This window comes from Uliginosibacterium flavum (assembly GCF_040566545.1).
Classification (GTDB): domain Bacteria; phylum Pseudomonadota; class Gammaproteobacteria; order Burkholderiales; family Rhodocyclaceae; genus Uliginosibacterium; species Uliginosibacterium flavum.
The window spans coordinates 1-22,847 of record NZ_JBEWZI010000024.1; the positions used below are offsets into that span (position 1 = coordinate 1).

General features: G+C 62.3%; 24 protein-coding genes, 1 other RNA gene and 1 riboswitch. Of the genes, 17 read left to right on the top strand and 8 right to left on the bottom strand.

The features are described 5' to 3' along the window. Positions 1–72: 72 nt before the first annotated feature. Both ABXR19_RS17035 and polA read right to left on the bottom strand, forming a co-directional pair. Complete coding sequence (locus tag ABXR19_RS17035; protein WP_354602356.1) at positions 73–693, bottom strand: hypothetical protein; 621 nt, start codon at positions 691–693, stop codon at positions 73–75. 118 nt (positions 694–811) lie between these two features. Beyond that, on the bottom strand, positions 812–3,601 hold the full coding sequence (gene polA, locus ABXR19_RS17040) for a DNA polymerase I (RefSeq protein ID WP_354602357.1): 2,790 nt from the start codon (positions 3,599–3,601) through the stop codon (positions 812–814). 113 nt (positions 3,602–3,714) lie between these two features. On the opposite strand from polA, the gene ABXR19_RS17045 reads away from it, so the two are divergent. After that, positions 3,715–4,443 (top strand): LOG family protein, encoded by a 729-nt coding sequence (locus ABXR19_RS17045; RefSeq protein WP_354602358.1) that lies wholly within the window; start codon positions 3,715–3,717, stop codon positions 4,441–4,443. A gap of 5 nt (positions 4,444–4,448) precedes the next feature. Further along, a complete protein-coding gene (locus tag ABXR19_RS17050) occupies positions 4,449–4,649 on the top strand; it encodes a hypothetical protein (protein WP_354602359.1) in 201 nt (66 codons plus the stop codon). A 70-nt stretch (positions 4,650–4,719) separates the two neighbouring features. On the opposite strand, the gene ABXR19_RS17055 is transcribed toward ABXR19_RS17050, so the two are convergent. The 5 genes from ABXR19_RS17055 to ABXR19_RS17075 form a co-directional block, all read right to left on the bottom strand. Then, positions 4,720–4,920 carry a hypothetical protein gene (locus ABXR19_RS17055; protein WP_354602360.1) on the bottom strand — a complete coding sequence of 67 codons (201 nt, stop codon included), beginning with the start codon at positions 4,918–4,920 and terminating at the stop codon, positions 4,720–4,722. A gap of 126 nt (positions 4,921–5,046) precedes the next feature. After that, positions 5,047–5,895, bottom strand: a complete 849-nt coding sequence (gene ypfJ / locus ABXR19_RS17060) for a KPN_02809 family neutral zinc metallopeptidase (protein WP_354602361.1) — start codon at positions 5,893–5,895, stop codon at positions 5,047–5,049. 527 nt (positions 5,896–6,422) lie between these two features. Continuing rightward, a non-coding RNA gene (ssrS, locus tag ABXR19_RS17065) (6S RNA) lies at positions 6,423–6,602 on the bottom strand. Between the two features lie 96 nt (positions 6,603–6,698). Then, positions 6,699–7,001, bottom strand: a complete 303-nt coding sequence (locus ABXR19_RS17070) for a cell division protein ZapA (protein WP_354602362.1) — start codon at positions 6,999–7,001, stop codon at positions 6,699–6,701. Beyond that, entirely contained in the window at positions 7,001–7,204 is a 204-nt protein-coding gene (locus ABXR19_RS17075) for a coiled-coil domain-containing protein (RefSeq protein WP_354602363.1), read from the bottom strand. Before ABXR19_RS17075 ends, ABXR19_RS17070 begins: the two co-directional genes overlap by 1 nt. 78 nt (positions 7,205–7,282) lie before the next feature. Then, positions 7,283–7,509, top strand: a riboswitch (cobalamin riboswitch). A 110-nt stretch (positions 7,510–7,619) separates the two neighbouring features. Between ABXR19_RS17075 and btuB the strand changes: the two genes are divergently transcribed. From btuB to cobC, 15 genes are all read left to right on the top strand, one after another. Continuing rightward, complete coding sequence (gene btuB, locus ABXR19_RS17080) at positions 7,620–9,476, top strand: TonB-dependent vitamin B12 receptor (protein ID WP_354602364.1); 1,857 nt, start codon at positions 7,620–7,622, stop codon at positions 9,474–9,476. Between the two features lie 52 nt (positions 9,477–9,528). Continuing rightward, positions 9,529–10,143 (top strand): cob(I)yrinic acid a,c-diamide adenosyltransferase, encoded by a 615-nt coding sequence (gene cobO / locus ABXR19_RS17085; RefSeq protein WP_354602365.1) that lies wholly within the window; start codon positions 9,529–9,531, stop codon positions 10,141–10,143. Beyond that, a complete protein-coding gene (locus ABXR19_RS17090; protein WP_354602366.1) occupies positions 10,140–11,444 on the top strand; it encodes a cobyrinic acid a,c-diamide synthase CobB in 1,305 nt (434 codons plus the stop codon). Before cobO ends, ABXR19_RS17090 begins: the two co-directional genes overlap by 4 nt. After that, positions 11,441–12,349, top strand: coding sequence for an adenosylcobinamide-phosphate synthase CbiB (gene cbiB, locus ABXR19_RS17095; RefSeq protein ID WP_354602367.1), 909 nt, complete (start codon positions 11,441–11,443; stop codon positions 12,347–12,349). Before ABXR19_RS17090 ends, cbiB begins: the two co-directional genes overlap by 4 nt. Next, positions 12,333–13,325: a threonine-phosphate decarboxylase CobD gene (gene cobD / locus ABXR19_RS17100; RefSeq protein WP_354602368.1), complete on the top strand. Its 993-nt coding sequence runs from the start codon at positions 12,333–12,335 to the stop codon at positions 13,323–13,325. The genes cbiB and cobD overlap by 17 nt, the downstream gene beginning before the upstream one ends. A gap of 100 nt (positions 13,326–13,425) precedes the next feature. Then, complete coding sequence (locus tag ABXR19_RS17105; RefSeq protein WP_354602369.1) at positions 13,426–15,039, top strand: cobyric acid synthase; 1,614 nt, start codon at positions 13,426–13,428, stop codon at positions 15,037–15,039. 136 nt (positions 15,040–15,175) lie between these two features. After that, entirely contained in the window at positions 15,176–16,150 is a 975-nt protein-coding gene (locus tag ABXR19_RS17110) for a FecCD family ABC transporter permease (RefSeq protein ID WP_354602370.1), read from the top strand. Beyond that, positions 16,147–16,935 (top strand): ABC transporter ATP-binding protein, encoded by a 789-nt coding sequence (locus ABXR19_RS17115; RefSeq protein WP_354602371.1) that lies wholly within the window; start codon positions 16,147–16,149, stop codon positions 16,933–16,935. The genes ABXR19_RS17110 and ABXR19_RS17115 overlap by 4 nt, the downstream gene beginning before the upstream one ends. A gap of 98 nt (positions 16,936–17,033) precedes the next feature. Continuing rightward, on the top strand, positions 17,034–17,960 hold the full coding sequence (locus tag ABXR19_RS17120) for a cobalamin-binding protein (RefSeq protein ID WP_354602372.1): 927 nt from the start codon (positions 17,034–17,036) through the stop codon (positions 17,958–17,960). After that, positions 17,957–18,763, top strand: coding sequence for a hypothetical protein (locus ABXR19_RS17125; protein WP_354602373.1), 807 nt, complete (start codon positions 17,957–17,959; stop codon positions 18,761–18,763). The genes ABXR19_RS17120 and ABXR19_RS17125 overlap by 4 nt, the downstream gene beginning before the upstream one ends. A 7-nt stretch (positions 18,764–18,770) precedes the next feature. Next, a complete protein-coding gene (locus ABXR19_RS17130; protein ID WP_354602374.1) occupies positions 18,771–19,346 on the top strand; it encodes a bifunctional adenosylcobinamide kinase/adenosylcobinamide-phosphate guanylyltransferase in 576 nt (191 codons plus the stop codon). Beyond that, on the top strand, positions 19,343–19,966 hold the full coding sequence (locus ABXR19_RS17135) for a transglutaminase-like domain-containing protein (RefSeq protein ID WP_354602375.1): 624 nt from the start codon (positions 19,343–19,345) through the stop codon (positions 19,964–19,966). Before ABXR19_RS17130 ends, ABXR19_RS17135 begins: the two co-directional genes overlap by 4 nt. Beyond that, on the top strand, positions 19,963–21,027 hold the full coding sequence (gene cobT / locus ABXR19_RS17140; protein WP_354602376.1) for a nicotinate-nucleotide--dimethylbenzimidazole phosphoribosyltransferase: 1,065 nt from the start codon (positions 19,963–19,965) through the stop codon (positions 21,025–21,027). The genes ABXR19_RS17135 and cobT overlap by 4 nt, the downstream gene beginning before the upstream one ends. Before the next feature lie 97 nt (positions 21,028–21,124). Then, entirely contained in the window at positions 21,125–21,895 is a 771-nt protein-coding gene (locus tag ABXR19_RS17145) for an adenosylcobinamide-GDP ribazoletransferase (RefSeq protein WP_354602377.1), read from the top strand. Beyond that, positions 21,892–22,416, top strand: coding sequence for an alpha-ribazole phosphatase family protein (gene cobC, locus ABXR19_RS17150; protein ID WP_354602378.1), 525 nt, complete (start codon positions 21,892–21,894; stop codon positions 22,414–22,416). The genes ABXR19_RS17145 and cobC overlap by 4 nt, the downstream gene beginning before the upstream one ends. Before the next feature lies 1 nt (position 22,417). Here cobC and ABXR19_RS17155 read toward each other — a convergent pair whose 3' ends face one another. Next, complete coding sequence (locus tag ABXR19_RS17155; RefSeq protein WP_354602379.1) at positions 22,418–22,840, bottom strand: hemerythrin domain-containing protein; 423 nt, start codon at positions 22,838–22,840, stop codon at positions 22,418–22,420. Positions 22,841–22,847 lie beyond the last annotated feature (7 nt).

Genomic DNA, 22,847 nt, shown 5'->3' on the forward strand with positions numbered 1-22,847 from the left:
CTCAGTGGTTTTTCGACAACTCCACTTTGGCACTTCGATGCCGTTGCAGGTAGGGGCGTCCATGTCATTACCCTACGACTTTCCCACCTCACCGGAAAGTAAATGGCGGCAATTACCGAGGGTTGGCCCACCCATTTGGCCAAGTAGAGATGTGTGCTGCCCCAGAAAAGTTAAAAGGGTATTAGCCTTTTTCTGGTGGTATTTAAAAATAAAGTACCCATCGACATTCGAACGGTAGAGAGCTGTCGCCTCACAATAGAATGCAGTTAAGTCTAGGAGTCGAAGGACGGCCCGCTCGAAGTCCTTATCGTGCGTAACATCTGCACCAACGAGTCCCCAAACGATATCGCCAAATTCAACGGTATTTAAATGTGCAACTCTCGTGAGAAGGGAGCGCGCAAGCCAATGATCGATCGCCTCCTCCGCTTTGGTTACATTTGCAAGCACACCCTGCTTCTGTGCCGCATCTTGTAGATCATTCAACTGCGTGCTTTGAATGCGGATGGTTTTAACAAGTAAAACGATGCTGATAAAAGATAGCAGCGTCCCAGTAACACCTCCAATGAAGTCCCCAAGCTGCCCCCAGTGCTCGGGGCTGACGGGAATCGTCCAAGCGATCCCCGCAAAGAGATAAAAAACCACAAAGGAAACGATCAACAGCAATGCTGCTGCAACAACAGAAAGCCAGATCATTAACAATTCCCTTATAAAACTAAATTGGTCGAATGCTGTGCGGAATCCATACTAAACAAGCTAAAAGTCCCCCGGACTCTGACCTGCTTTCTTCATGCGTACTACAAATGTTGTTCGCTCAATGCGCCTCATCCCAGTTATTCCCCACCCCCACTTCGGCCAACAGCGGCACCTTCAATTCCGCCACACCCGCCATCAGTTGCGGCAGCTTCTCGCGGACCAGCGCCAGCTCTGACTCCGGCACTTCAAGAATCAGTTCGTCATGCACCTGCAGCAGCAGTTTGCTCTGCAGGCCTTCGTTGTTCAGCCAGTCATACACGCTGCGCATGGCGAGCTTCACGAGATCCGCGGCCGTGCCCTGCATCGGCGCGTTGATGGCGGCGCGCTCGGCGCCCTGGCGGCGGCCGGCGTTGCTGCTCTTGATCTCGGCCAGCCACAGGCGACGGCCGAAGACGGTTTCGACGTAGCCTTGGGTGCGCGCGGCAATGCGTGTCTGTTCCATGTAGCGGGCGACGCCGGGGTAGCGGGCAAAGTAGCGGTCGATCCAGCTTTGCGCGGCGCTGCGTTCGATATCGAGCGAGCGGGCCAAGCCGTGTGCGCTCATGCCATAGATCAGGCCGAAGTTGATGGTCTTGGCATAACGGCGCTGCTCGCTGCTGACTTCAGCCGTAGCCACGCCGAAGACCTCGGCGGCGGTGGCGCGGTGTACGTCTTCGCCCGCGGCGAAGGCTTCGAGCAGGCGTTCGTCGCCGGACAGGTGCGCCATGATGCGCAGTTCGATCTGCGAATAGTCGGCGGAGACCAGATGCCAGCCCGGCGGGGCGATGAAGGCCTGGCGGATGCGCCGGCCCTCCGGTGTGCGCACCGGGATGTTCTGCAGGTTCGGCTCGCTTGAGGCGAGGCGGCCGGTGATGGCACCGGTCTGCGAGAAGCTGGTGTGCACGCGCCCGGTCGCCGGATTGACCATGCGCGGCAGCTTGTCGGTATAGGTGTTCTTCAGCTTGGCCATGCTGCGATAGTCGAGCAGCAGCTTGGGCAGCGGGTAATCGAGGGCGAGTTCGGCGAGGACTTCTTCGTCGGTGCTCGGCGTGCCGCTGGGGGTCTTTTTCTTGACCGGAAGTTTAAGCTGCTCGAAGAGGATTTCGCCGAGCTGCTTGGGGCTGTTCAGGTTGAAGGGCTGACCGGCGACGACATAGGCCTCCTGCTCGATCTCCATCATCTTGCGGCCCAGCTCGTCGCTCTGCTGCGCAAGCAAGCCGGAATCGATCAGCACGCCGGTACGCTCCATGGCCCACAGCACTTCCTGCACGGGCAATTCGATCTGCCTGTAGACCCGCTCCAGGCCTGGCTCTGCGGCGATCAGCGGGGCGAGTTTGTGATGCACGCGCAGGGTCACGTCGGCATCTTCCGCGCCATAAGCCGTGGCGAGCGTCAGGTCGACATCCGCAAAGCCAATCGCTTTCGCTCCTTTTCCGCAGACCTCGGCGTAGGACAGCGTGGCCATGTCGGTGTGGCGCTTGGCGAGGCCGTCAAGATCGTGGCCCTTGTCGCTCTCCCACGCGGCAGATTCGAGCAGGGTGTCTTCGGCCACGCCGCGCAGAGTGATGCCGTGATTGGCGAGCACGTGCATGTCGTATTTCAGGTTCTGCCCGAGCTTGGGTTTGGTCGCGTCTTCCAGCCAGGGCTTGAGGGCTGCCAGCACTTCGGCCAGCGGCAGCTGATCCGGCACGCCGGGATAGCGGTGCGTCAGCGGCAGGTAGGCGGCCTCGCCCACTTTCACGCAGAAACTCATGCCCACCAGATGGGCCTGCATGCCGTCGAGGCTGTCGGTTTCGGTGTCGAAGGCGGTCAGCGAGGCGGCGTCGATCTTGGCCAACCACTTGGCCAGCGCTTCGCGCGTGAGGATGCATTCGTAGGCGTCGCGATGGGCCGGGCTGCGCTCGACAATCTCTTCGTCCGCCTCGCGAATCGGAGCGGCGGGTGCGCGCAGGGCGGCGACCGGGGCGTCGCCGAACATGCTGGCCTGATCGCCGGCTCGCCCTTCCGGCGCGGCCGGCGTGGACACAGGCTGCAATCCGCGCAGCCAGCTCTTGAATTCCCAGCGTGTGTAGTGCTCGATCAGGGTGGCGTTGTCCGGCTCGCGCCAGGTCAGCTCGTCCAGTTTTTCGGCCAGCGGCACATCATTGACGATGGTAACGAGCCTCTTGCCCATGGGCAGGAAGTCGAGCGCCTTGCGCAGGTTCTCGCCGACCACGCCCTTGATCTCGGCCGCGTGGGCGACCAGATTGTCGAGGTTGTCGTACTCACTCAGCCACTTCACGGCGGTCTTGGGGCCGCACTTCTCGACGCCCGGCACGTTGTCGACGGTGTCGCCGACCAGGGTCAGGTAATCGACGATGCGGTTCGGCGGCACGCCGAATTTGGCGAGCACGCCGGCTTCGTCCAGCGATTCGTTCGTCATGGTATTGATGAGCGTGACGCCGGGCTGGACGAGCTGCGCCATGTCCTTGTCGCCGGTCGAGATCAGCACCTCGAAGCCCTGCGCCACGGCCAGACGGGTCAGCGTGCCGATCACGTCGTCGGCCTCGACACCGGGCTCGACAATCACCGGCCAACCGAGCGCCCGCGCGCAGGCCTGGATCGGCTCGATCTGCGGGATCAGGTCCTCGGGCGTCGGTTTGCGCGTGGCCTTGTAGTCGGGGTACCAGTCGTTGCGGAAGGTCTTGCCCTTGGCGTCGAAAATGCACGCCGCATGGGTCGCGCCGCTGCTGGTGCGCAGCGGCTGGAGCATGCTGAGCACGCCGCGCAGCGCGCCGGTAGGCTCGCCCGCCTTGTTGCGCAGATCGGGCAGGGCGTGAAAGGCGCGGAACAGGTAGCTGGAGCCGTCGATGAGCAGGAGTGTGGGCATGATGAAATCAGTGAAGTGCAGGGGAAAATGCCGCCGATGCGGGCAGCAGGTATTGCTTCAGAGCCCGGAATGCCCGCAGTATCGGGTTTTCTTCCTCACGTCCGAGCCGCAACATGAGCGCCAAAAACAAACTGCCGCCCCTTCACGCCCCCTCGATGACCGAGCAAACCGAGCAGGCACGGGAAGCCTGGCGAATCTTCGGCATTATGTCAGAGTTCGTCGAGGCGGCTGAACGCCTCAAGCCGATCCGCCCGGCCGTGAGCATTTTCGGCTCGGCGCGCACAAAAACCGATCATCCTTATTACCAGCAAACGGAAATAATCGCGCGCCTGCTCTCGGATGCCGGCTTTTCGGTGATCTCCGGTGGCGGCCCCGGCATCATGGAAGCGGCCAACAAGGGCGCCTTCGCCGGCAAGAGCCCGTCGGTAGGCCTGAACATCCAGCTGCCGCACGAGCAGAGCGGCAACCCGTATCAGGATATTTCACAGACCTTCCGCCACTTCTTCCCGCGCAAGGTGATGTTCGTGAAGTACGCCTCGGCCTATGTGGTGATGCCCGGCGGCTTCGGCACGATGGACGAAATGATGGAAGCGCTGACCCTGATCCAGACGGGCAAGACGCGCAACATCCCGGTCATTCTGGTTGGCACGAAGTTCTGGAGCGGCCTGCTCGAGTGGTTCCGCGGGACGCTGGTGAGCGAAAAGATGATCAACCCCGATGACATGAACCTGATCCAGCTGATCGACGAGCCGGAAGAAATTGTCGCGGCAATCTTCAAGCACTACGAGCGCCGAGGCTTTGCCGACCTGCCGGATGAACACGAGTTGATGCTGAATCTGTGAGCCCCATGAAAACAGCTGTCTTGTTTCTGTTCCTGATGAATTTGACGGGTTGCACGACAGAAGCCTGGTATGAGGGCAGCCGGCAATCGGCCGAAGCCCGTTGCCGTTCGCAGCCGCCTTCGGAATTCGACCGCTGTATGGCGCAGGTCAATCGCCAGCCTTACGAAGACTACGAAAAAGCGCGCAAGGCACCAAAGCCTCAGTAACTCGGCCCCTCCAGAAATGCAAAAGCCCGCTTGCGCGGGCTTTTGCTTATGGCTCGTTTCGCCAAACGAATTACATCGAGCCGCCCATCAGCAGCATCTGCATGCCCTCGTCCTCATCCCGGCCTTTGTGACCGATGATCCGGGAGACCAGTGGCCCAGCAAATTTGGGTGGGGGAGACAACTCATCACGCAAGCCCTCCTGCTCTCGCACACCATCATCGCGGTAAGCCTGATGCTCGACTCCGGGATGTCCAGCCTCCATTAGTCTCATGATCACAGCTCCTTGTTTGGTTGAAACCAGAACCCACAGGTTCTTGCTTCATGCTATGCAAGGAAATCATGTTTATTTATCAGGGTTTGCGAGAGGTTCGGGCATTCCCCCATCAGGACCAGCAGCCTATTCGCGGCGAAAAGTGTCGCATTGCTGCAGCTTGCCGCTCTCAAACCCCCGCCGAAACCACTGCATGCGCTGCGCCGCACTGCCATGAGTAAAACTGTCAGGCGTTACATGCCCGCGCGCGCTTTTCTGCAAGGTGTCATCACCAATGGCCGTCGCAGCACCCAGCACCTCTTCAACATCGCCAGCATCCAGGATCTTGCGTTCCTGATTGGCGTAATACATCCACATCCCGGCAAGGCAGTCCGCCTGCAGTTCGAGTTTGACGGACAGGGCATTTGCCTGCGCTTCGGACAAGCGTTCGCGCGCGCGCTGCACCTTCTCGGAAATACCCAGCAGTTTCTGCACGTGATGCCCCACTTCGTGTGCAATCACGTAAGCCTGCGCAGCATCACCGGGCGCCTTGAAGCGCTGTTGCAGTTCGTCGTAAAAGCCCAGGTCAATGTAGACCTTCTGATCGGCCGGGCAGTAAAACGGCCCCATCGCAGCCTGACCCGTTCCGCAAGCGGTTTGAGTCGCGCCACGAAACAGCACGAGATGCGGTTCAACATACTGCTTGCCAGAAGCGCGAAAAATCGCACCCCAAGTCTTCTCGGTATCCGCCAGGACTTGCCCGACGAAATGCTTGAGTTCCTCTTCGTGACGCGAGCCCTGCACAGGACGCGCCTCTTGCTGCGAGCTTTGCGACAGGCTCGCCCCTTCAAACAGGAAACTCGGATCGATGCCGAAATACCAGGCCCCGATCGCCAGCAGCACAGTACCAATCCCGATGGAACGTCCGCCGACCCGGCCGCCGCCTCCACGCCGATCCTCGACATTGCTGCTTTCCTCGCCATTACCGAATCGCATGCTTGCCTCTCCCGTGGAAGTTACTGAACCCGCTGCATTCTGGCACAGCGCGAGAACACAAAATTTGCACGAAAAAAAACGGGAGGCCACTTCAGTGGCTTCCCGTCCCAAATTGAGGAAATCCTTTACCCGGATTTCCCTCCCCCTTCGTGCGGCCTTCCGGCCCGCCCTCGCAGCCATGGGCTACGGGTCATTTGACTGGTCTCGCAGCCGGGCCCCAATGGGCCCGGTGCTGATGCTGCTGTTGCGATGATCGCTACCCCGAAGCATCAGGTGGTGCGGTCACTTATTAGGTGTTCTCTGACGGAACACCGGTCTCCTCACTCTCCATGGTGTGCCCTGGCGCTTGTAGGCGCGGAGCTGACTCCGTGGTGAAAACATTCTTACACATCACTGCAACTAATGGGTCTATCAATTTTGTTTTGTGGCGACTTATTTTGTGTGCCGTCGCATTCCTGCAACAAGCCTGCAGCAATTCTGTGCGTGGACAAAAAAAGGCGCGGAACCAATGTTCCGCGCCTGCTGTAGATTCCCCCACACGCGTCGTCAGGCCGTCATCCCGAACCGAGGTTCAGGGGGTCATCGTCCGGCTGCTTCAGGTGCTCCCGGTAAAGGGCGCTCACAACAGCAGCTTGGTGGGCCGACAACCATGTCACATAGACATTGGCTCAAGGAGTATGTGACCTTAACGAACACCGCAGGGGAAAGCCTGCTGGGCCGCGCATGTTCTGCAACCCTTGAATCTATTATCGGTCAGGCATTCACGAAATCCAGTGAGTACATATCCTGACTTCACAAATCCTTTAAAAAAGCTTCTCCTGAACAGCTGAAGCCCGGTCAACTTTCTCGACCAATGTCGAAATTCTACGCTGGTAATCGGGCATGTCCAAGCCCGCCGTGCGCTGCGCCACCACTGCCTCATGCGCGATCATCAGCGCACACATCACGGCCGTGGATTCACTACCCGAAGTATTCTTGCCCATCAGTTGCTGCAGCTTGTCGTTGACCATCACAACAGCTGCCTGCAAGGTCTCTTTCTCTTCGGGCTTGACCGACACTTGATAGTCCCGGCCCATAATCTGGATGACGAGAGTTTCGTTCGCCATCACGCTTCATCCTCGACGGGCAAGCGCGCCAGAATGCCTTCCACCCGCTCGGTTGCAACAGCAACCTTGTCAGACAGACGACGATTCTCGCCTTGCAGGCTCGTCACGCGCGCAGTCAGCTCACGATTCTCGCTGCGCAAGCTCTGATGCACCTCAAGCAAGGCAGTCAAACGCGTTTCAAGATGGGTTAGCTCGGTATTCATGGCAAGGATGGTAGTGCGCCAGCGCGAAGCAGGTCAAGGTGGCACGCACTGCAATCGACGCTTTGGCCGCCCTGCGGTAGAATCTGCCCCGCTTCTGGTGTTTGCGCGAAGCCCTTCGCGCGGATTAAACGGGAAGCCGGTGCGCCCTATCCACAGGATTCGGCCAACCCGGCACTGCCCCCGCAACGGTAAGCGAGTCAAGACGCAGCAGGCAGCCACTGTGCTTTCGCACGGGAAGGCGCTGCGTCAGAAGATGAACATCTTCACTCGCGAGTCCGGAGACCGGCCCGAAGCATACCGAGGTGCATTGCGGCGGGCGATGTACGGGCTCGTCGTCGACCAGTCTCGTACTTTCCTTCCCTGCACCCGCCCTTTGTCCCATCACCCGTGCGGGCGGCACGGAAGGAGCTTTATCTTGAACTTCAATCGCAACAAAATCTTGCCGGCCGCTATCGCGCTGGCGCTGTCCCATTGTGCTTTCGCACAACACCAGGAAACCGAACTTGAGCCAGTAGTCGTGACTGCCAACCGCGTGGCGCGCACGGCTGATGAAACCCTGACTTCGGTGACGATCATCACCCGCAAAGATATCGAAGCCCAACAGGCCAGATCGGTACCTGAACTGCTCAACGGACTACCTGGCGTACAGATTAGTAACAACGGCGGCCCGGGCAAGACCTCATCGCTGTACCTGCGTGGCAGCAACAACGATCACACCCTGGTGCTCATTGATGGCGTCAGGGTCGGCTCAGCAACGGCTGGTGGAGCCTCGCTGCAGGACATTCCAGTAGACATGATCGAACGTATCGAACTGGTTCGCGGGCCACGCGCCAGCTTGTACGGCGCCGACGCCATTGGTGGTGTCATCCAGATATTCACCCGCAAAGGCCCTCAAAAACCCAGCTTCAGCGTTGGTGGCGGTTCACGTCAGACGTATGAAGGTTCTGCAGCAGGCGGTTTTGGTTCTGCAAATGCCTGGCTGAATGCGGGCGTTTCCGCCGTCAGCACTAACGGCATCAATGTCATCAGCGGTGGCAGCCAGCCCGATCCGGATCAGGATGGGTACCAGCGCAGCAGTGCAGATGTCCGCGGCGGCGGCCACATTGGCGAGTCCTTCAGCTACGACGCTCAAGCCATGTTCACCGAAGGCCACACCGAATTTGACAGCGGCAACAGCCCCTATACGGACATCAGGCAGGACCTTTACGCTGGCAACCTGCGGTATGTCGCCAGCGAGCAACTGAGCACTTCACTCAAGGTATCGGAAAGCACGGACGCATCGAGCAGTTTCAGCAAGTCGACTACTTCCGGCACGGATCAATTGAGTTCACGCTTCGATACGCGCCGCACTGGTGTCAGCTGGCAGAACGATCTGACCCTCGCCAAAGGTCATCAACTGGTGGGCGGCCTCGACTATCAGTACGACGAGGTCATGACATCGTCGCTGTATGCCCGCAACAAACGCACAAACCGTGCTGTGTTCGGCCAATATCTGGCGGACATCGGTGCAGCGGATCTGCAGCTTGCCGGCCGTCACGATGACAATGAACAGTTCGGTCACCACAACACCGGCAGCGTAGCCACGGGATACTCTTTTTCTCCTGCCCTTCGCCTGCGAGCCAGCTATGGCACAGCGTTCAAAGCACCCACATTCAATCAGCTCTACTACCCTCTCAGCTATGGTTACAAGGGCAATCCGGAACTTAAACCTGAGGAGTCACGCACGGGTGAAATTGGTGCTTCCGGCAAGGCAGGTGATTTCACATGGCAGACCAGCCTGTTCAAGTCTCACATTGACAACCTGATTGACTGGGCAAAAATCGAGAACACCGCAATCACTCAAGCGAGCAACGTATCACAAGCGAAAATCAGCGGATTGGAACTCCAGGCTGCACAAAATTTCGGCAATACAAAAATCGCTGCAAACGCCACTTTTTTGAATGCGAAAGATCGTTCAGGGGGGGCGAATGATGGCAATCATCTGGGCCGTCGCGCACGCCAAAGCGGCAAAATAAGTGCTGATCACGACTTCGGAAAATGGCGCCTTGGCAGCACTCTGAACGGTGTTGGCAAGCGCTTTGACACTACCGCCAACACCACCAAGCTCGGTGGCTATGCCACTATAGACCTGCGCGCAGAATACGCCGTGGCCACCGAATGGCGTATCCAGACACGCATCGAAAATGCCTTGGACAAACGCTACGAAACGGCCTCCACTTACAATCAGCCGGGCTTTGGTGCCTTCGTAACCGTACGCTATCAACCGAAGTAAGATGAATCCGCTGCCGACGCCCCCGTCGGCAGCGTTTTTTAAAGGCCCCGACATGACAAAAACAAACAACCCCGACAAAGACGCCCGCCATCAGGCGCGCATGGCGCGCAAGAAGGCCATCATCGACGCGAGCATTGCCTCGGCCGACGAGGAGCGTGGCCTGCTGCTGATCAATACTGGCAATGGCAAGGGCAAGAGCAGCGCAGCTTTCGGCGTGCTGGCCCGCGCCTTGGGCCACGGCATGAATTGCGCCGTGGTGCAGTTCGTCAAGAATCGCTCGGACACCGGCGAGGAAGCCTTCTTCCGCGATCACCCACGCGTCAAATGGCATGTCATGGGCGACGGTTTCACCTGGGACACGCAGAACAATGCCAAAGACACCGCCACCGCGCGCGTGGCCTGGGAACAGGCGCTGGTCTACCTGCGCGACCCGGCCATCGACCTGCTGATCCTCGATGAATTCACCTACACCCTCAAATACGGCTGGCTACCGCTGGACGAGGTCAATCACGAACTCGACAGCCGCCCCGCCATGCAGCATGTGATCATCACCGGCCGCGCCGCCCCCGAAGGCCTGATCGAGATTGCCGACACGGTGACCGAAATGCATCTGGCCAAACACGCCTATCACGAAGGTGTAAAAGCCATGCCGGGAATCGAGTGGTGAGCCACAGCTGCCGTGCCTTCCTGATTGCCGCACCGGCCTCCGGACAGGGCAAAACCACCGTCACCGCCGCGCTGGCACGTCAGGCCCGCGCGCGTGGTGAGCACGTGCGCGTGTTCAAGACCGGGCCGGACTTTCTCGACCCGATGATCCATGAGCGCGCCAGCGGTGCGCCCTGCTACCAACTGGATCTCTTCATGGGTGGCCTGGAGCATTGCCGCGCACAACTCGCGCAGGCTGCACAGGAAGCCGACCTGATTCTGGTTGAAGGCGTGATGGGACTCTTCGACGGTAATCCCTCCAGCGCCGATCTGGCGCGCGCCTTCAATCTGCCCATCGTCGCCGTCATCGACGGCAGCGCCATGGCCCAGACTTTCGGCGCACTGGCGCTTGGCCTGGCGAGCTTCCAGCCGGATCTGGAATTTGCCGGGGTGATCGCCAACCGCGTCGCCAGCGAACGCCACGCCGGCATGCTATTTGAATCCCTGCCGGCGCACATTCCCGGCCTCGGCTGGTTACCGCGCGAAGCCGCAATCACCCTGCCTGAGCGCCATCTGGGGCTGCTGCCGGCCAGTGAACTGGCCGATCTGGATGCCAAGCTCGACAAGGCGGCAGCGGCGTTGCGCTTTGATGCGTCGATGATTCTGGATTGGGAAGGCGCTGAGACCTCCGTAGGTGCGACTTCAGTCGCACATGGCGGACTGAAGCCCGCCCTACAGAATCGGCGCATCGCCATCGCCCGCGACGAAGCTTTCTGCTTCGCCTACCCGGCCAATCTCGATACCCTGCGCGAACTCGGCGCCGAGCTCGCCTTCTTCTCGCCGCTTGACGACGCCACATTGCCGGCGTGTGATGCCGTGTGGCTGCCCGGCGGCTACCCGGAACTTCACGCAGCCAGGATCGCCGCCAACACTGGAATGCAGCTGGCATTGCTGGCACACACCACGGCCGGCAAACCGCTGCTGGCCGAATGCGGCGGCATGATGAGTCTGTTCGAAACCCTGGTGACGGCTGACGGCGCCATGCACGCCGGCTTCGGACTACTTGAAGGCGCGGCGCTGATGCAGAAGAAACTCGCTGCGCTGGGCCTGCAAGCCATCGAGTTGCCCGAAGGCAGCTTGCGCGGCCACAGCTTTCATTACTCGCGCAGCGAAACCCCGCTCACGCCGATTGCCACCGGCACCAATCCAAATGGCGGGCCGACCACCGAAGCCGTCTATCGCGTGGGCCGCACCACGGCGAGCTATATCCACCTCTACTTCCCTTCCAATCCAGACGCGGTTGCCGCGCTGTTCACAGCATGAACATCACCCTCGCCCTGCTGCTCGGTGTTCTGCTCGATCGCTTGTTTGGCGAAGTGCCGCGCTGGCATCCACTGGTAGGTTTCGGGCGCTATGCTGCATGGTTGGAGAAGCGCATGAACAAAGGTTCTTCACGCATCCTGCGTGGAGCACTAAGCTGGACGGCGCTCGTGGCACCTCCTGCCTTGGGGTTCATGCTGCTAGCGGGTCTTGAGCATGCATGGATCGTGAATGGCATCGCCTTGTATTTCGCATTGGGCGCTCGCGCCTTGCGCGAACATGGCACCGACGTGGCCCGCGCCCTGCAGCATGGCGACCTCGATGAAGCCCGCCGTCGCGTCGGTTTCCTGGTCAGCCGAGAAACCGCCGACATGAACGAAGAGCAGATCGCGCGCGCAAGCACCGAGTCCCTGCTGGAGAATGGCAACGACGCCATCTTCGCTGCGATTTTCTGGTGCGCCATCGGCGGCGCTCCGGCGGTGATCCTCTATCGACTCGCCAACACCCTGGATGCAATGTGGGGCTACCGCAATGCGCGCTTCAACGAATTCGGTCGCATCGCCGCGCGGGTCGACGACGTGCTGAATTTCATCCCGGCCCGCCTCACCGCACTGACTTACGCCCTGCTCGGACAGACTCGTTGCGCCTTGCGCAGTTGGCGCGCACAGGCGAGCAGCTGGTCTAGCCCTAACGCCGGGCCGGTCATGGCCGCCGGTGCCGGCAGTCTGGGCCTGCAACTGGGCGGTTCCGCGATCTACGAAGGAGTGGTTGAAGAGCGCACGGCACTGGGCGAAGGTCGTTCCGCCCAAGGCGCAGACATCCCACGCGCATCCAGGCTGATTTCACGCGGACTGTTTTTGTGGATCACCGTCATTGGTTTGGGAGAAGCTCTTGTCTACTTCCTCTAGCCTCCACCACGGCGGCCGCCTGCGCGCCGCTGCGCATGACTACCGCATTCCACTGCAACACTGGCTCGACCTATCCACCGGCATCAACCCCGTCGGCTGGCCCGTGCCGCCACTGCCCGCCGAAGTATGGCGCCGCCTACCCGAGGAGGATGACGGTCTGGTCATGGCCAGCCTCGCCTACTTCGGCGGTCAACGTGTGCTGCCGCTGGCTGGCTCACAAGCAGCGATCCAGACCCTGCCGCAACTTTTCACCACGCGACGCGTGGGCATCCTCTCGCCCTGTTATGCCGAACATCTGAAAGCCTGGATCGCGGCGGGGCATCAAGTCGAGACCATCGCTTACGAAGACGCCGAGCAGGCGGTCGAGCGCCTCGACGTGCTGCTGCTCACCAACCCGAACAACCCCACCGGCCGCCTCGTGCCGCCCTCAATTCTGCGCAGCTGGCATGCCCGGCTTGCCGCACGCGGTGGACTGCTGGTGGTCGACGAAGCCTTCATCGACGCCACGCCCGAGCTCAGCATGCTCGGCGACGCGCGCCAGCCCGGCTTGGTGGTATTGCGCTCGCTGGGCAAGTTCTGGGGCCTTGCTGGCATCCGCTGCGGCTTCATCGCGGCTGAAGATCGCTTGCTGGATCAACTCAGCGAACGCCTCGGGCCGTGGACCGTGAGCGGCCCGGCGCGCTGGGTGGCCCAGCGCGCACTGGCCGACCGCAACTGGCAAACGGAGCAGGCGATGCAACTCACCCAGGCAAGCACACGCCTGGCAGATTTCCTCAATGCTCATGGCTTGCGCAGTCCATCCGGCTGCGCGCTGTTCCGCTGGGTGCCCACGCCGCTGGCGGGCGAACTCTTTACCGCCTTCGCCCAGCGCGCGGTACTGCTGCGCGCCTTCGACGGCGGCCTGCGCTTTGGCCTGCCGGGTGATGGGCCGCAGTGGAAAAAACTTGAGGCTGTGCTGAACGAGGTGATGGCATGAGCCGGTTTTTCGTAGGGTGCGCATTGCGCACCGATTCGGCGAAGGTGCAAGGCAAACCGGTGCGCAATGCGCACCCTACTTGGACCGCGAGGTCCATGCCATGAGCGCCAAAACCATCATGGTCCAAGGCTGCACCTCGGACGCCGGCAAAAGCACGCTGGTCGCCGCGATCTGCCGCTGGCTGGTGCGCCGCGGCATGCGCGTCGCGCCCTTCAAGCCACAGAACATGGCGCTGAACTCGGCCGTCACGGCGGATGGCGGCGAGATCGGCCGCGCCCAGGCCGCACAGGCCATGGCCTGCCGCATCGCACCGACCACCGACATGAACCCGGTGCTGCTCAAGCCGAATAGCGACGTCGGCGCGCAAGTCATCATTCAGGGCCATGCCATTGGCAACATGGACGCGCTGGATTACCACGCCTACAAAGCCACCGCGCAAGCCGCCGTGCTCGACTCCTTCGCCCGCCTGTGCGCGCAATACGAAGCGGTGATCGTCGAGGGCGCTGGCTCGCCCGCCGAGATCAATCTGCGCGCCAACGACATCGCCAACATGGGCTTCGCCGAGGCCGTGGATTGCCCGGTAATCATCGTCGCCGACATCGACCGTGGCGGCGTCTTTGCGCATCTGGTCGGCACCCTGGATTTGCTCAGCGAAACCGAGCAGGCGCGCGTGAAGGGCTTCGTCATCAACCGCTTTCGTGGTGACATCGCGTTACTGCAGAACGGGCTGGACTGGCTGGAAAAACGCACCGGCAAGCCCGTGCTCGGCGTGCTGCCCTATCTGCATGGCCTGCAGCTGGAGGCCGAAGATGGGATTTCCCGCGACCTCGCACCCTCTCCCCAACCCCTCTCCCCTGAAGGGAGAGGGGCTCAAAACCCCTCGCCCCTTGGGGGAGAGGGTGGCGCGCAGCGCCGGGAGAGGGCGCTTTTACGCGTCATCACGCCGGTCACCCCGCGCATTTCCAACCACACCGACTTCGACGCCCTGCGTCTGCACCCGCAGATCGACTTTCGCTTCATCGGGCCGGACGAAACCATTCCAGCGGCGGACCTGATCGTGCTGCCCGGCTCCAAGGCCGTGCGTGCCGATCTCGCCTTTCTGCGCCAGCAAGGCTGGGACACAGCGATTGCCAAACACCTGCGCTATGGCGGCAAGCTGATCGGCATCTGCGGCGGCTTCCAGATGCTCGGGGCTGAGATCGCCGACCCCGATGGTCTGGAAGGAGCGCCGGGCGTGGCGCTTGGGCTAGGCTATCTGGCGATGCGCACCACGCTTGCCTCTGCGAAGCAGCTGCGCAATGAGCAAGGCTGGCTGTGCCTCTCCGACAAGCCCTCTCCCCCAACCCCTCTCCCCCAAGGGGCGAGGGGAGCGTCCAGCACCGCTGCCGCGGCGGCTACAAAGATTCCCGTGCAGGGCTACGAAATCCACGCCGGCGTGACGAGCGGCCCGGCGCTGGAGCGCCCCGCCGTGCAGCTCTCTGGCGGACCAGACGGCGCCATCTCGGACGACAATCAGATCCTCGGCACTTACCTGCACGGCCTCTTCGATTCGCCCGCCGCCTGCGACGCCCTGCTCGCCTGGGCCGGTCTGACAGAGGCAAAGTCGCCGGACATCGCCGCGCTGCGTGACGCCAGTATTGAGCGGTTGGCGGATACGATTGAAGAATTCATGGATACAGAAAAGCTGATGGCGATTCTGGAGGGGCGAGCATGATGATTTTCGTAGGGTGGGTTCGGAGCGAAGCGACAACCCACCGAGCAACAGATTTCCGGCCGCATTGCGGCCGCTTGCTCACGACCGGCGCAATGCGCTGCGCTTCGATTGCGCCCTACGCTCAGGAACGTCGCGTATGACCCTCAAGCCGCCACCGCTGACGCTCGCCCTGCTGCTCGCCGCCCTCTTTGTTCCGGCCGCGCTGCTGCTGGGCCTGCTCTCGGGCTCTTCGGGCTGGGGCTGGCCGAGTGAGGAGATCCTGTGGCTGATCCGCGTGCCGCGCGTGCTGGCCGCATTCGGTACGGGCGCCGCGCTGGCGCTCGCCGGTGCGCTGATCCAGCTGGTGACGCGCAATCCGCTCGGCGATCCGCATGTGCTGGGCGTGACCAGCGGCGCCTCGGTCGGCGCGCTGCTGATGCTGATGCTCGCCCCGGCCGGCATGCTGCTGGCGCCGGAAATCGGCGCGGTGTTGGGCGCGCTCGGCGCCATGTCATTGGTCTTCGCACTGGCCTGGCGCAGCATGGGTCGCGGCCTTGCCCCTAGCGCCCAGCCCGGCACAGTGATCGTGCTGCTGGTCGGCGTGATGATCGGCGCGGCCTGCGGCGCGCTTGTGTCCTTCATGCTGTCGATGGCCAACGATTTCCAGCTGCGCAACATCGTGTTCTGGCTGCTCGGCGATCTGAATGGGGCTTCTCTGTGGTGGCCGGTGTGGGCTGCGGTGGGCATTGCCCTGCTGCTGGCCTGGCCGCGCGCGCAGGAGCTGGACTGGATTGCGCGCGGTGACGCCTGGGCGTGGACGCTAGGCGTGCCGGTCGCCAAGCGCCGCCGCACCGCGATCTTCGCGGCCTGTCTCGCTACTGGCGCAGCCGTGGCCACCGCCGGCAGCATCGGCTTCGTGGGGCTGGTCGCGCCGCACATCGTGCGCCTCACCGGTCTGCGCCACGCCAGAATGCTCCTGCCCTTCTCGGCGCTGTTCGGCGGCGTGTTTCTGGTGCTGGCCGACACCGTGGCGCGCACGATCATTTCACCCGCACAACTGCCGGTGGGCGTGATCTCGGCCAGCGTGGGTGTGCCGCTGTTCCTGATGTTGCTGCTGCGGAGGCGGGCATGAACACCAGTCTGCGACTTGAACATATGGCGCTTCACGCTGGCGGCAAGCCGGATGGCCGCGTGCTGATCGGCGACCTCTCCCTGTCAATGAACCCCGGCGAGCGCTGGGTGCTTCTGGGACCGAACGGCGCGGGCAAATCCACCCTGCTCGTCGCGCTGGCCGGGCTCCTGCCGCCCAATGCTGGAAGCATCCTCTTGCAAGGCAAGCCATTGGCCGACTGGCCGGGTGAAGCGCTGGCGAAGCAACGCGCCTGGTGCCCGCAGTTCTGGCTCGACCCCTTCCCGGTGAGTGCCTGGGAAACCGTGGCTTGCGCGCTGTTTGCGCTGCACCCGGAACAGTCTGCCAGTGCAGTGGAAGCCACCGCCCGCCACTGGCTCACCGAGTTCGACGTCGCCCATCTGGCCGACACCGATGTGCGCATGCTCTCGGGCGGCGAACGTCAGCGCGTGGCGCTGGCCACGGCCTGCGCGCAGGGCGCGCCGCTGTTGCTGCTGGATGAGCCCAGCTCGCATCTGGACTGGTCACATCAGGCCCTGCTGCAGGCGCGGCTCAAGGTCTGGGCAGCGAAGGGCGGCACGGTGCTGGCCGCCGTGCATGACCTGAATCTGGCCTGGACGCTCGCGACCCACGCGCTACTGCTCGATGGCAAAGGTGGCGCGGCGTACGGCCTGCGCGAGGACGTGCTGACCGCCGAACAACTGAGCGCCGCCTACGGTGTGCCGGTGAGCCTGCGCGAAGATAATGATGCGCGCTGGTTTCGCGTTGATCTGGAGAACCCGGTATGAAGTTCGTAAAGCGCGTGATGGCATTTGTAGGGTGGGTTAGCGGCCTTTCGCGTAACCCACCGGTTGTAAGCATGCGGCCGCAAGGCGGCCGGAAATCAATGGATCGGCGGATTACGGCCTTCGGCCTAAGCCGCCCTACGGTCATTCTTTTCGCCGCTTGGGCAAGCCTCGCCCAGGCCGCCCCCATCACGCTCAAAGACGACGCCGGCCACACCCTGACGCTGAAAGCCCCTGCCCAGCGCGTGATCTCGCTGGCGCCCAGCCTCACCGAAATGCTTTACGAGGCCGGTGGTGGCGACAAGCTGGTGGGCGCAGTGGAGTACAGCGACTTCCCGCCGCCGGCGCTCAAAGTGCCGCGCATCGGCAGCAACCAGAAGCTCGATCTGGAGCGCATAGCTACCCTCAAGCCCGATCTGGTGCTGGTGTGGTTTCACGGCAACGCCCAGCGTGAAATCGAGCGCCTGCGCGCCCTGAACATCCCGATGTTCTATCTGGAGCCGCACAGCATTGCCGACATCCCCGACGTGCTGGAACGCATCGGCCAGCTGACAGGCAGCGAACGCGTGGCCGGTGCCGCGGCTACACGCTTCAAGGCTCGCCACGCCACCTTGCAGAAGGAAAATGCGGGGCGTGCGCCAGTGCGCGTGTTCTACCAGATCGCCCAGAAGCCGCTGCTGACGATCAACGATCAACAGATCATCTCCGACGTGATCCGCCTGTGCGGTGGTGTGAATGTGTTCGGCAAGGAAAGCGCGCTGGTGCCGCAGCTCTCCACCGAAAGCGTGGTTGCCGCCAACCCGGACGTCATTCTCACCGCGCGCATGGGCGGACACGGCGATGGCCCGGTGCGGGCGATGGACGAAGCCTCGCTGGCCGCCTGGCTGAAGTTCGGCTCGCTTACGGCAGTGAAGAACAAGCAGCTATGGCTGATCCCGGGCGATACGATCAGTCGCCACGGCCCGCGCATTCTGGATGGCGCGCAGTCGGTGTGCGCGGCACTGGATGAAGCAAGGAGGATGAAATGAAATTCAAATGTACTTTTGAACAGAGAGTGTTCATGCGCCAGTTTTTCACTCTGGCGCTGCTGACCATCGTTCTATCCGGTTGCGGGCCATTCATCAGAACCACCAAGGGCGGCAGCGAGATCGTTTTCGATGGCGCTATCACGAAAGAAAGCGTCGCAAAGTTCAAGGAAGAACTTGCAGCCTCACCTAAAGCCAAGAAGCTGATGATTCGATCCCGTGGTGGCGATGCGGAAGCAGGCATCGACATCGGCGATCTGGTCTTTCAGCGCCATCTTGATGTTGAAGTGAAAGACCACTGCATGTCCGCCTGCGCCAACTACATCTTCCCGGCAGGTAGAGCAAAAGTGATCCCCAAAGATGCTTTGGTTGCGTGGCACGGCCGTGGCTTCGCTCATGCGGTTCATGTTATTCAAACCAGAGAAGTCCCCGCGCCCGTCGACAAACCGCTGGAACACTTTGAAATTCCTGATGCAGAAAAGAAAGCTTTCGTCGATAAGATCATTAACGCCATGATCGACCAGAGAAGCAAAGAGGAAGACTTTTACAAGAAGATCGGCGTCAACAGTTTCATTGCCTGGATAGGAAGAATCCCTCCGTATCAGGCCGAAGATTTCTACACGATGAGCCCGGCCGACATGGCGAAATTTGGCGTAAGCCGAGTCCAGGCCGATGCTGGCTACGAGAATTCTGACTTCTCGCAGCGGACCTCCTCAAAACTCGTCGTTATCAAAGTGGGGGACGAGGTTTCGCCCCCTGTCATTGCCAATCCAAAACGACCGGAAGAATGGTTCACATGGAAGTAACGCAATCATGAGCGCCCACCTCATCCTCGGAGGCGCGCGCTCCGGCAAGAGCAGTTTTGCGCAGGCTCTGGCCGAAGCGCACACAGGAGACGTGCAGCTGATCGTCACCGCCGAGATCCTTGACGAGGAGATGCGCGAGCGCGTCGCCAAACACCGCGCCGAGCGGCCCAGCCATTGGCATGTCACCGAAGCGCCAGTCGATTTGCCCGAAGCCATCGAACGCTTGAGCGTAGGGTGCGCAATGCGCACCGATCCGGCCGATGCACACGGCAATCCGGTGCGCAATGCGCACCCTACGTTCGTGCTCGTGGATTGCCTCACTCTGTGGCTGTCGAACATCCTGTGCACGCAACCGGACACGCTGGAGAGCCGCGTGCAGCGGCTGTCTTCAGCCATCATGGCTGCACAGGGCCAGCTGGTGCTGGTCTCCAACGAGGTGGGCTGGAGCATCGTACCCGAGAACAAACTCGCGCGCCTGTTTCGCGACGAACAGGGACGGCTGAATCAGCGCGTGGCGGCGCTGTGCGATGAGGTCACGCTGGTGGCAGCGGGACTGCCGCTGCGCCTGAAAGGCGGAGCATGAAGCTGCAGCCCCTCGCCGCACCCGAGGCTTATCTCGCGCCCTGCGACATCATCGATTTCGAACATCCGGCGATTCAGGCCAAAGCGGTCGAGCTGCGTGCCGCCCAAGCCGAGCCGCTCGCCTTGGCTCGGGCCAGCTTCGAATTCGTGCGCGACGAGATTGCCCACAGCGGGGATGCGAAACGCGGGCCGGTCACGCTGACGGCATCGGACGTGTTGCTGACGGGCTTCGGCTACTGTTACGCCAAGAGCCATCTGCTTGCCGCGCTGTTGCGTGCCAATGGCATTGCGACGGGCCTCTGTTACCAGCGCCTGTCGGTCGGCGACAGCGGCGCACCGTATTGTCTGCACGGACTGAATGCCGTGCGCCTGCCTGGCTTCGGCTGGTATCGCTGTGACGCACGCGGCAACAAGCCGGGCGTGAATGCAGCCTTCTCGCCGCCCATCGAACAACTGGCCTTCCCGATCAAGGAAGCCGCCGAATACGACTTCCCGCAAATTTTCGCCGCGCCGCTGCCCGAGGTGATCGCCGCCCTGCACGCCGCACCGGACATCTTCTGGCTACACGCGAATCTGCCGGATCTCGACCCGATTTCAACTCAGCCTGAAAGCCTCAAATGAATCATGCCTTCAACATCCAGCCCCTCTCGCGCGAACTCGAACCCGCGCTCCAGCAGCGCATCAATACGCGCACCAAACCGCTGGGCAGCCTCGGCAAGCTCGAAGCCATCGCCCTGCAGGTCGGCCTGATCCAGCACAGCATCACGCCGCAGCTGAGCGCGCCGCGCATGGCGGTGTTCGCGGGCGATCACGGTGCGGCCAAAGCCGGTGTCGGCGCCTATCCGCAGGAAGTCACCGCGCAGATGGTGATGAACTTCCTCGCCGGGGGGGCGGCCATCAATGTGCTGGCGCGCCAGGCCGGGCTGGATCTGGCGGTGGTGGATTGTGGCGTCGCCAGCGAAGTGCCTGGCAGCAGCCGGCCTGGCGTGGAATATGTCATCGCCCGGCTCGGGGCAGGCACCGCCAACTATCTGGAGCAGGCCGCGATGAGCGTGACGCAGCGCGACGCAGCCATCGGTCAGGGTGCTGCGCTGGTACGCAGCTGGCACGCGGCGGGCTGCAATGCCATCGGCTTCGGCGAGATGGGCATCGGCAACACCTCCACCGCCAGCCTGCTGACCCACTTCATCACCGGCGCGGATCTGGACGCGGTGATCGGCCGTGGCGCCGGACTGGATGACGCGGGCCTGGCGCGCAAGCGCGGCCTGCTGGCCCAGGCGGTCACGCGCGTGCTAGGACAGAAACTATCCGCCCTTGATGCGCTCGCCGAATTCGGCGGTTTCGAAGTCGCCACCATGGTCGGCGCCTTCCTCGCGGCAGCCGAGTGCCGCATGCTGATCATGGTGGATGGTTTCATCGTGACCAGCGCGCTGCTGGTGGCCCACGCCATCAACCCGGCCGTGCTGGATTACTGCGTGTTCGCCCATGGCAGTGCCGAGCCAGGGCACGTCGCCCAGCTCAACCACCTGGGTGCCGAACCGTTGCTGCAACTGGGCATGCGTCTGGGCGAAGGCACAGGTGCAGCCTGCGCCTTCCCGCTGATCCGCGCGGCCCTGGCCTGCGTGAACGAGATGGCGGGGTTTGAAGATGCGGGCGTGAGTGAAGCGAAAAGCGGGGACTAGGAACTGGGTAATGGGGACTGGGAAAACAGTCCCCCGCGCCGCCGTTCCCAGTTCCGAGTCCCCATTCCCCAGTTCCCGATTCCTATGACCGAACTCTATGACCGAACTTCGCCGCTTCCTCATCGCCCTGGGCTACTTCACCCGCCTGCCGATCCCCGCCTCGGTCGGCTGGTCTTCGGCCGAACTGAACCGCGCCACGCGCTACTTCCCACTGGCAGGGCTGCTCGTCGGTGCCTGTAGCGCGCTCGTGTTGTGGGCCGCGCTGCAGTTCTGGTCGGTGCCGGTGGCCGTGTTGCTGTCGATGCTGGCGAGCCTGCTGCTGACAGGCGCCTTTCACGAGGACGGGCTGGCTGATTCGGCGGATGGTTTCGGCGGCGGCTGGGAGACCACCAAGGTGCTGACGATCATGAAGGATTCGCGCATCGGCACTTACGGCGCCATCGCGCTGGGTGTGGCCTTGCTGCTCAAGTTTGCGACCCTGCAGTCCCTGGGCGGGCAGGCGCTGGTAGCCCTGCCGCTGGTGCACGCGGCCTCACGCGTACCGCCGCTGCTGATCATGGCATTCATGCGCTACGTGCGTGAAGACGACAGCAGCCGCGCCAAACCGGTCGCCGAAGGGCTGGGGCTCGCAGACTGGCTCACCGGCAGCCTGCTCGGCCTGTTGCCACTGGCCGCGGCCGTGGCGCTGGGCCTGCTCGCGCCGCTGCGCGCACTGGCGCTGCTGCTGGTGCTGGTCGCCGCCGGGCTGATCTGCGCGCGCTATTTCCGGCAACGCATCGGCGGCTACACGGGTGATGCACTGGGCGCGGCGCAGCAGGTATGCGAGCTGACGGGATATCTCGTGCTGTGCGCAAGCTGGGCCGCATGAACACGATCTACCTGATTCGCCACCCCGCCGTCGCGGTGCCGCCCGGCACCTGTTACGGTCAGAGCGATGTGGTGCTGCGCGAGCCCGTCGACGCCCTGGCGGCAAGCCTGCGCGCGCAACTGCCGGAGTGCTTTGCGCTGCTCTCCAGCCCGCTATTGCGCTGCCGTTTGCTGGCCGAGGCGCTGGGTACGCCGAAGCTCGATCCACGCCTGATGGAGATCGACTTCGGACACTGGGAAATGCAAAACTTCGACGCGATTGAGCGCCGCCAGATCGATGCCTGGGCCGCCGATCCACTGGATTTTCGCGCGCACGGCGGCGAGAGCGTGCGCCAGATGGCGACGCGAGCAGTTGCGGTTTTAAACGAGGCACTGGCTGAAAAGCCGCTCCCACTGGTCATCGTAGGGCATGCCGGCCCCTTAAGGGCGCTGGCCGGGCATCTTCAGGGCATGCCGCCCGAGGCGTGGATGCAGCTTGGCTTTGCGTATGGCCAGTTACAGATCATCCACGCACCCTGGTAATTCAGCCGACGGCAGGAATCCCGGGCTTGGCCGAGCGCGTCGCCTGCTGCATATGGAAAGCCAATCCGGCATCCATCGTTGCCACATGGCGACCAAACCAGGCCGCCAGCGATTCGGCCAGCTCGCGCCCTGCGCCATGCTGGCCGGCACGCAGATCGGCGGCCGCGCTTTCCAGCAGGGTCAGCACACCTTCGTGATCACGCATGTGATTTTCAATCGAGGGCATGTGGCTGGCCTGCATCCACAACTCCTCCTGCGCAAAGTGCTCTTTGCAGTGCACAAACACTTGGGTCAGACAGGCCAGCTCCTCCTCATCCGGCGCGTCGGCCAGCGTGTTGGTGAGCGTCACGAATTCCTGATGCGCCGCGTCCATCGGGCCTGCCTGCAGGGCATGCAGAGTGTCTTGCCATTCAAGATGAGCCATTTTGTCT

Excerpts from the sequence above, each read along its gene's own strand:
- ABXR19_RS17035 (WP_354602356.1), bottom strand. The coding sequence starts at position 693 with ATGATCTGGCTTTCTGTTGTTGCAGCAGCATTGCTGTTGATCGTTTCC.
- polA (WP_354602357.1), bottom strand. The coding sequence starts at position 3,601 with ATGCCCACACTCCTGCTCATCGACGGCTCCAGCTACCTGTTCCGCGCC.
- ABXR19_RS17045 (WP_354602358.1), top strand. The coding sequence starts at position 3,715 with ATGAGCGCCAAAAACAAACTGCCGCCCCTTCACGCCCCCTCGATGACC.
- ABXR19_RS17050 (WP_354602359.1), top strand. The coding sequence starts at position 4,449 with ATGAAAACAGCTGTCTTGTTTCTGTTCCTGATGAATTTGACGGGTTGC.
- ABXR19_RS17055 (WP_354602360.1), bottom strand. The coding sequence starts at position 4,920 with ATGAGACTAATGGAGGCTGGACATCCCGGAGTCGAGCATCAGGCTTAC.
- ypfJ (WP_354602361.1), bottom strand. The coding sequence starts at position 5,895 with ATGCGATTCGGTAATGGCGAGGAAAGCAGCAATGTCGAGGATCGGCGT.
- ABXR19_RS17070 (WP_354602362.1), bottom strand. The coding sequence starts at position 7,001 with ATGGCGAACGAAACTCTCGTCATCCAGATTATGGGCCGGGACTATCAA.
- ABXR19_RS17075 (WP_354602363.1), bottom strand. The coding sequence starts at position 7,204 with ATGAATACCGAGCTAACCCATCTTGAAACGCGTTTGACTGCCTTGCTT.
- cobO (WP_354602365.1), top strand. The coding sequence starts at position 9,529 with ATGACAAAAACAAACAACCCCGACAAAGACGCCCGCCATCAGGCGCGC.
- cbiB (WP_354602367.1), top strand. The coding sequence starts at position 11,441 with ATGAACATCACCCTCGCCCTGCTGCTCGGTGTTCTGCTCGATCGCTTG.
- ABXR19_RS17105 (WP_354602369.1), top strand. The coding sequence starts at position 13,426 with ATGAGCGCCAAAACCATCATGGTCCAAGGCTGCACCTCGGACGCCGGC.
- ABXR19_RS17110 (WP_354602370.1), top strand. The coding sequence starts at position 15,176 with ATGACCCTCAAGCCGCCACCGCTGACGCTCGCCCTGCTGCTCGCCGCC.
- ABXR19_RS17115 (WP_354602371.1), top strand. The coding sequence starts at position 16,147 with ATGAACACCAGTCTGCGACTTGAACATATGGCGCTTCACGCTGGCGGC.
- ABXR19_RS17120 (WP_354602372.1), top strand. The coding sequence starts at position 17,034 with ATGGATCGGCGGATTACGGCCTTCGGCCTAAGCCGCCCTACGGTCATT.
- ABXR19_RS17125 (WP_354602373.1), top strand. The coding sequence starts at position 17,957 with ATGAAATTCAAATGTACTTTTGAACAGAGAGTGTTCATGCGCCAGTTT.
- ABXR19_RS17130 (WP_354602374.1), top strand. The coding sequence starts at position 18,771 with ATGAGCGCCCACCTCATCCTCGGAGGCGCGCGCTCCGGCAAGAGCAGT.
- ABXR19_RS17135 (WP_354602375.1), top strand. The coding sequence starts at position 19,343 with ATGAAGCTGCAGCCCCTCGCCGCACCCGAGGCTTATCTCGCGCCCTGC.
- cobT (WP_354602376.1), top strand. The coding sequence starts at position 19,963 with ATGAATCATGCCTTCAACATCCAGCCCCTCTCGCGCGAACTCGAACCC.
- ABXR19_RS17145 (WP_354602377.1), top strand. The coding sequence starts at position 21,125 with ATGACCGAACTTCGCCGCTTCCTCATCGCCCTGGGCTACTTCACCCGC.
- cobC (WP_354602378.1), top strand. The coding sequence starts at position 21,892 with ATGAACACGATCTACCTGATTCGCCACCCCGCCGTCGCGGTGCCGCCC.
- ABXR19_RS17155 (WP_354602379.1), bottom strand. The coding sequence starts at position 22,840 with ATGGCTCATCTTGAATGGCAAGACACTCTGCATGCCCTGCAGGCAGGC.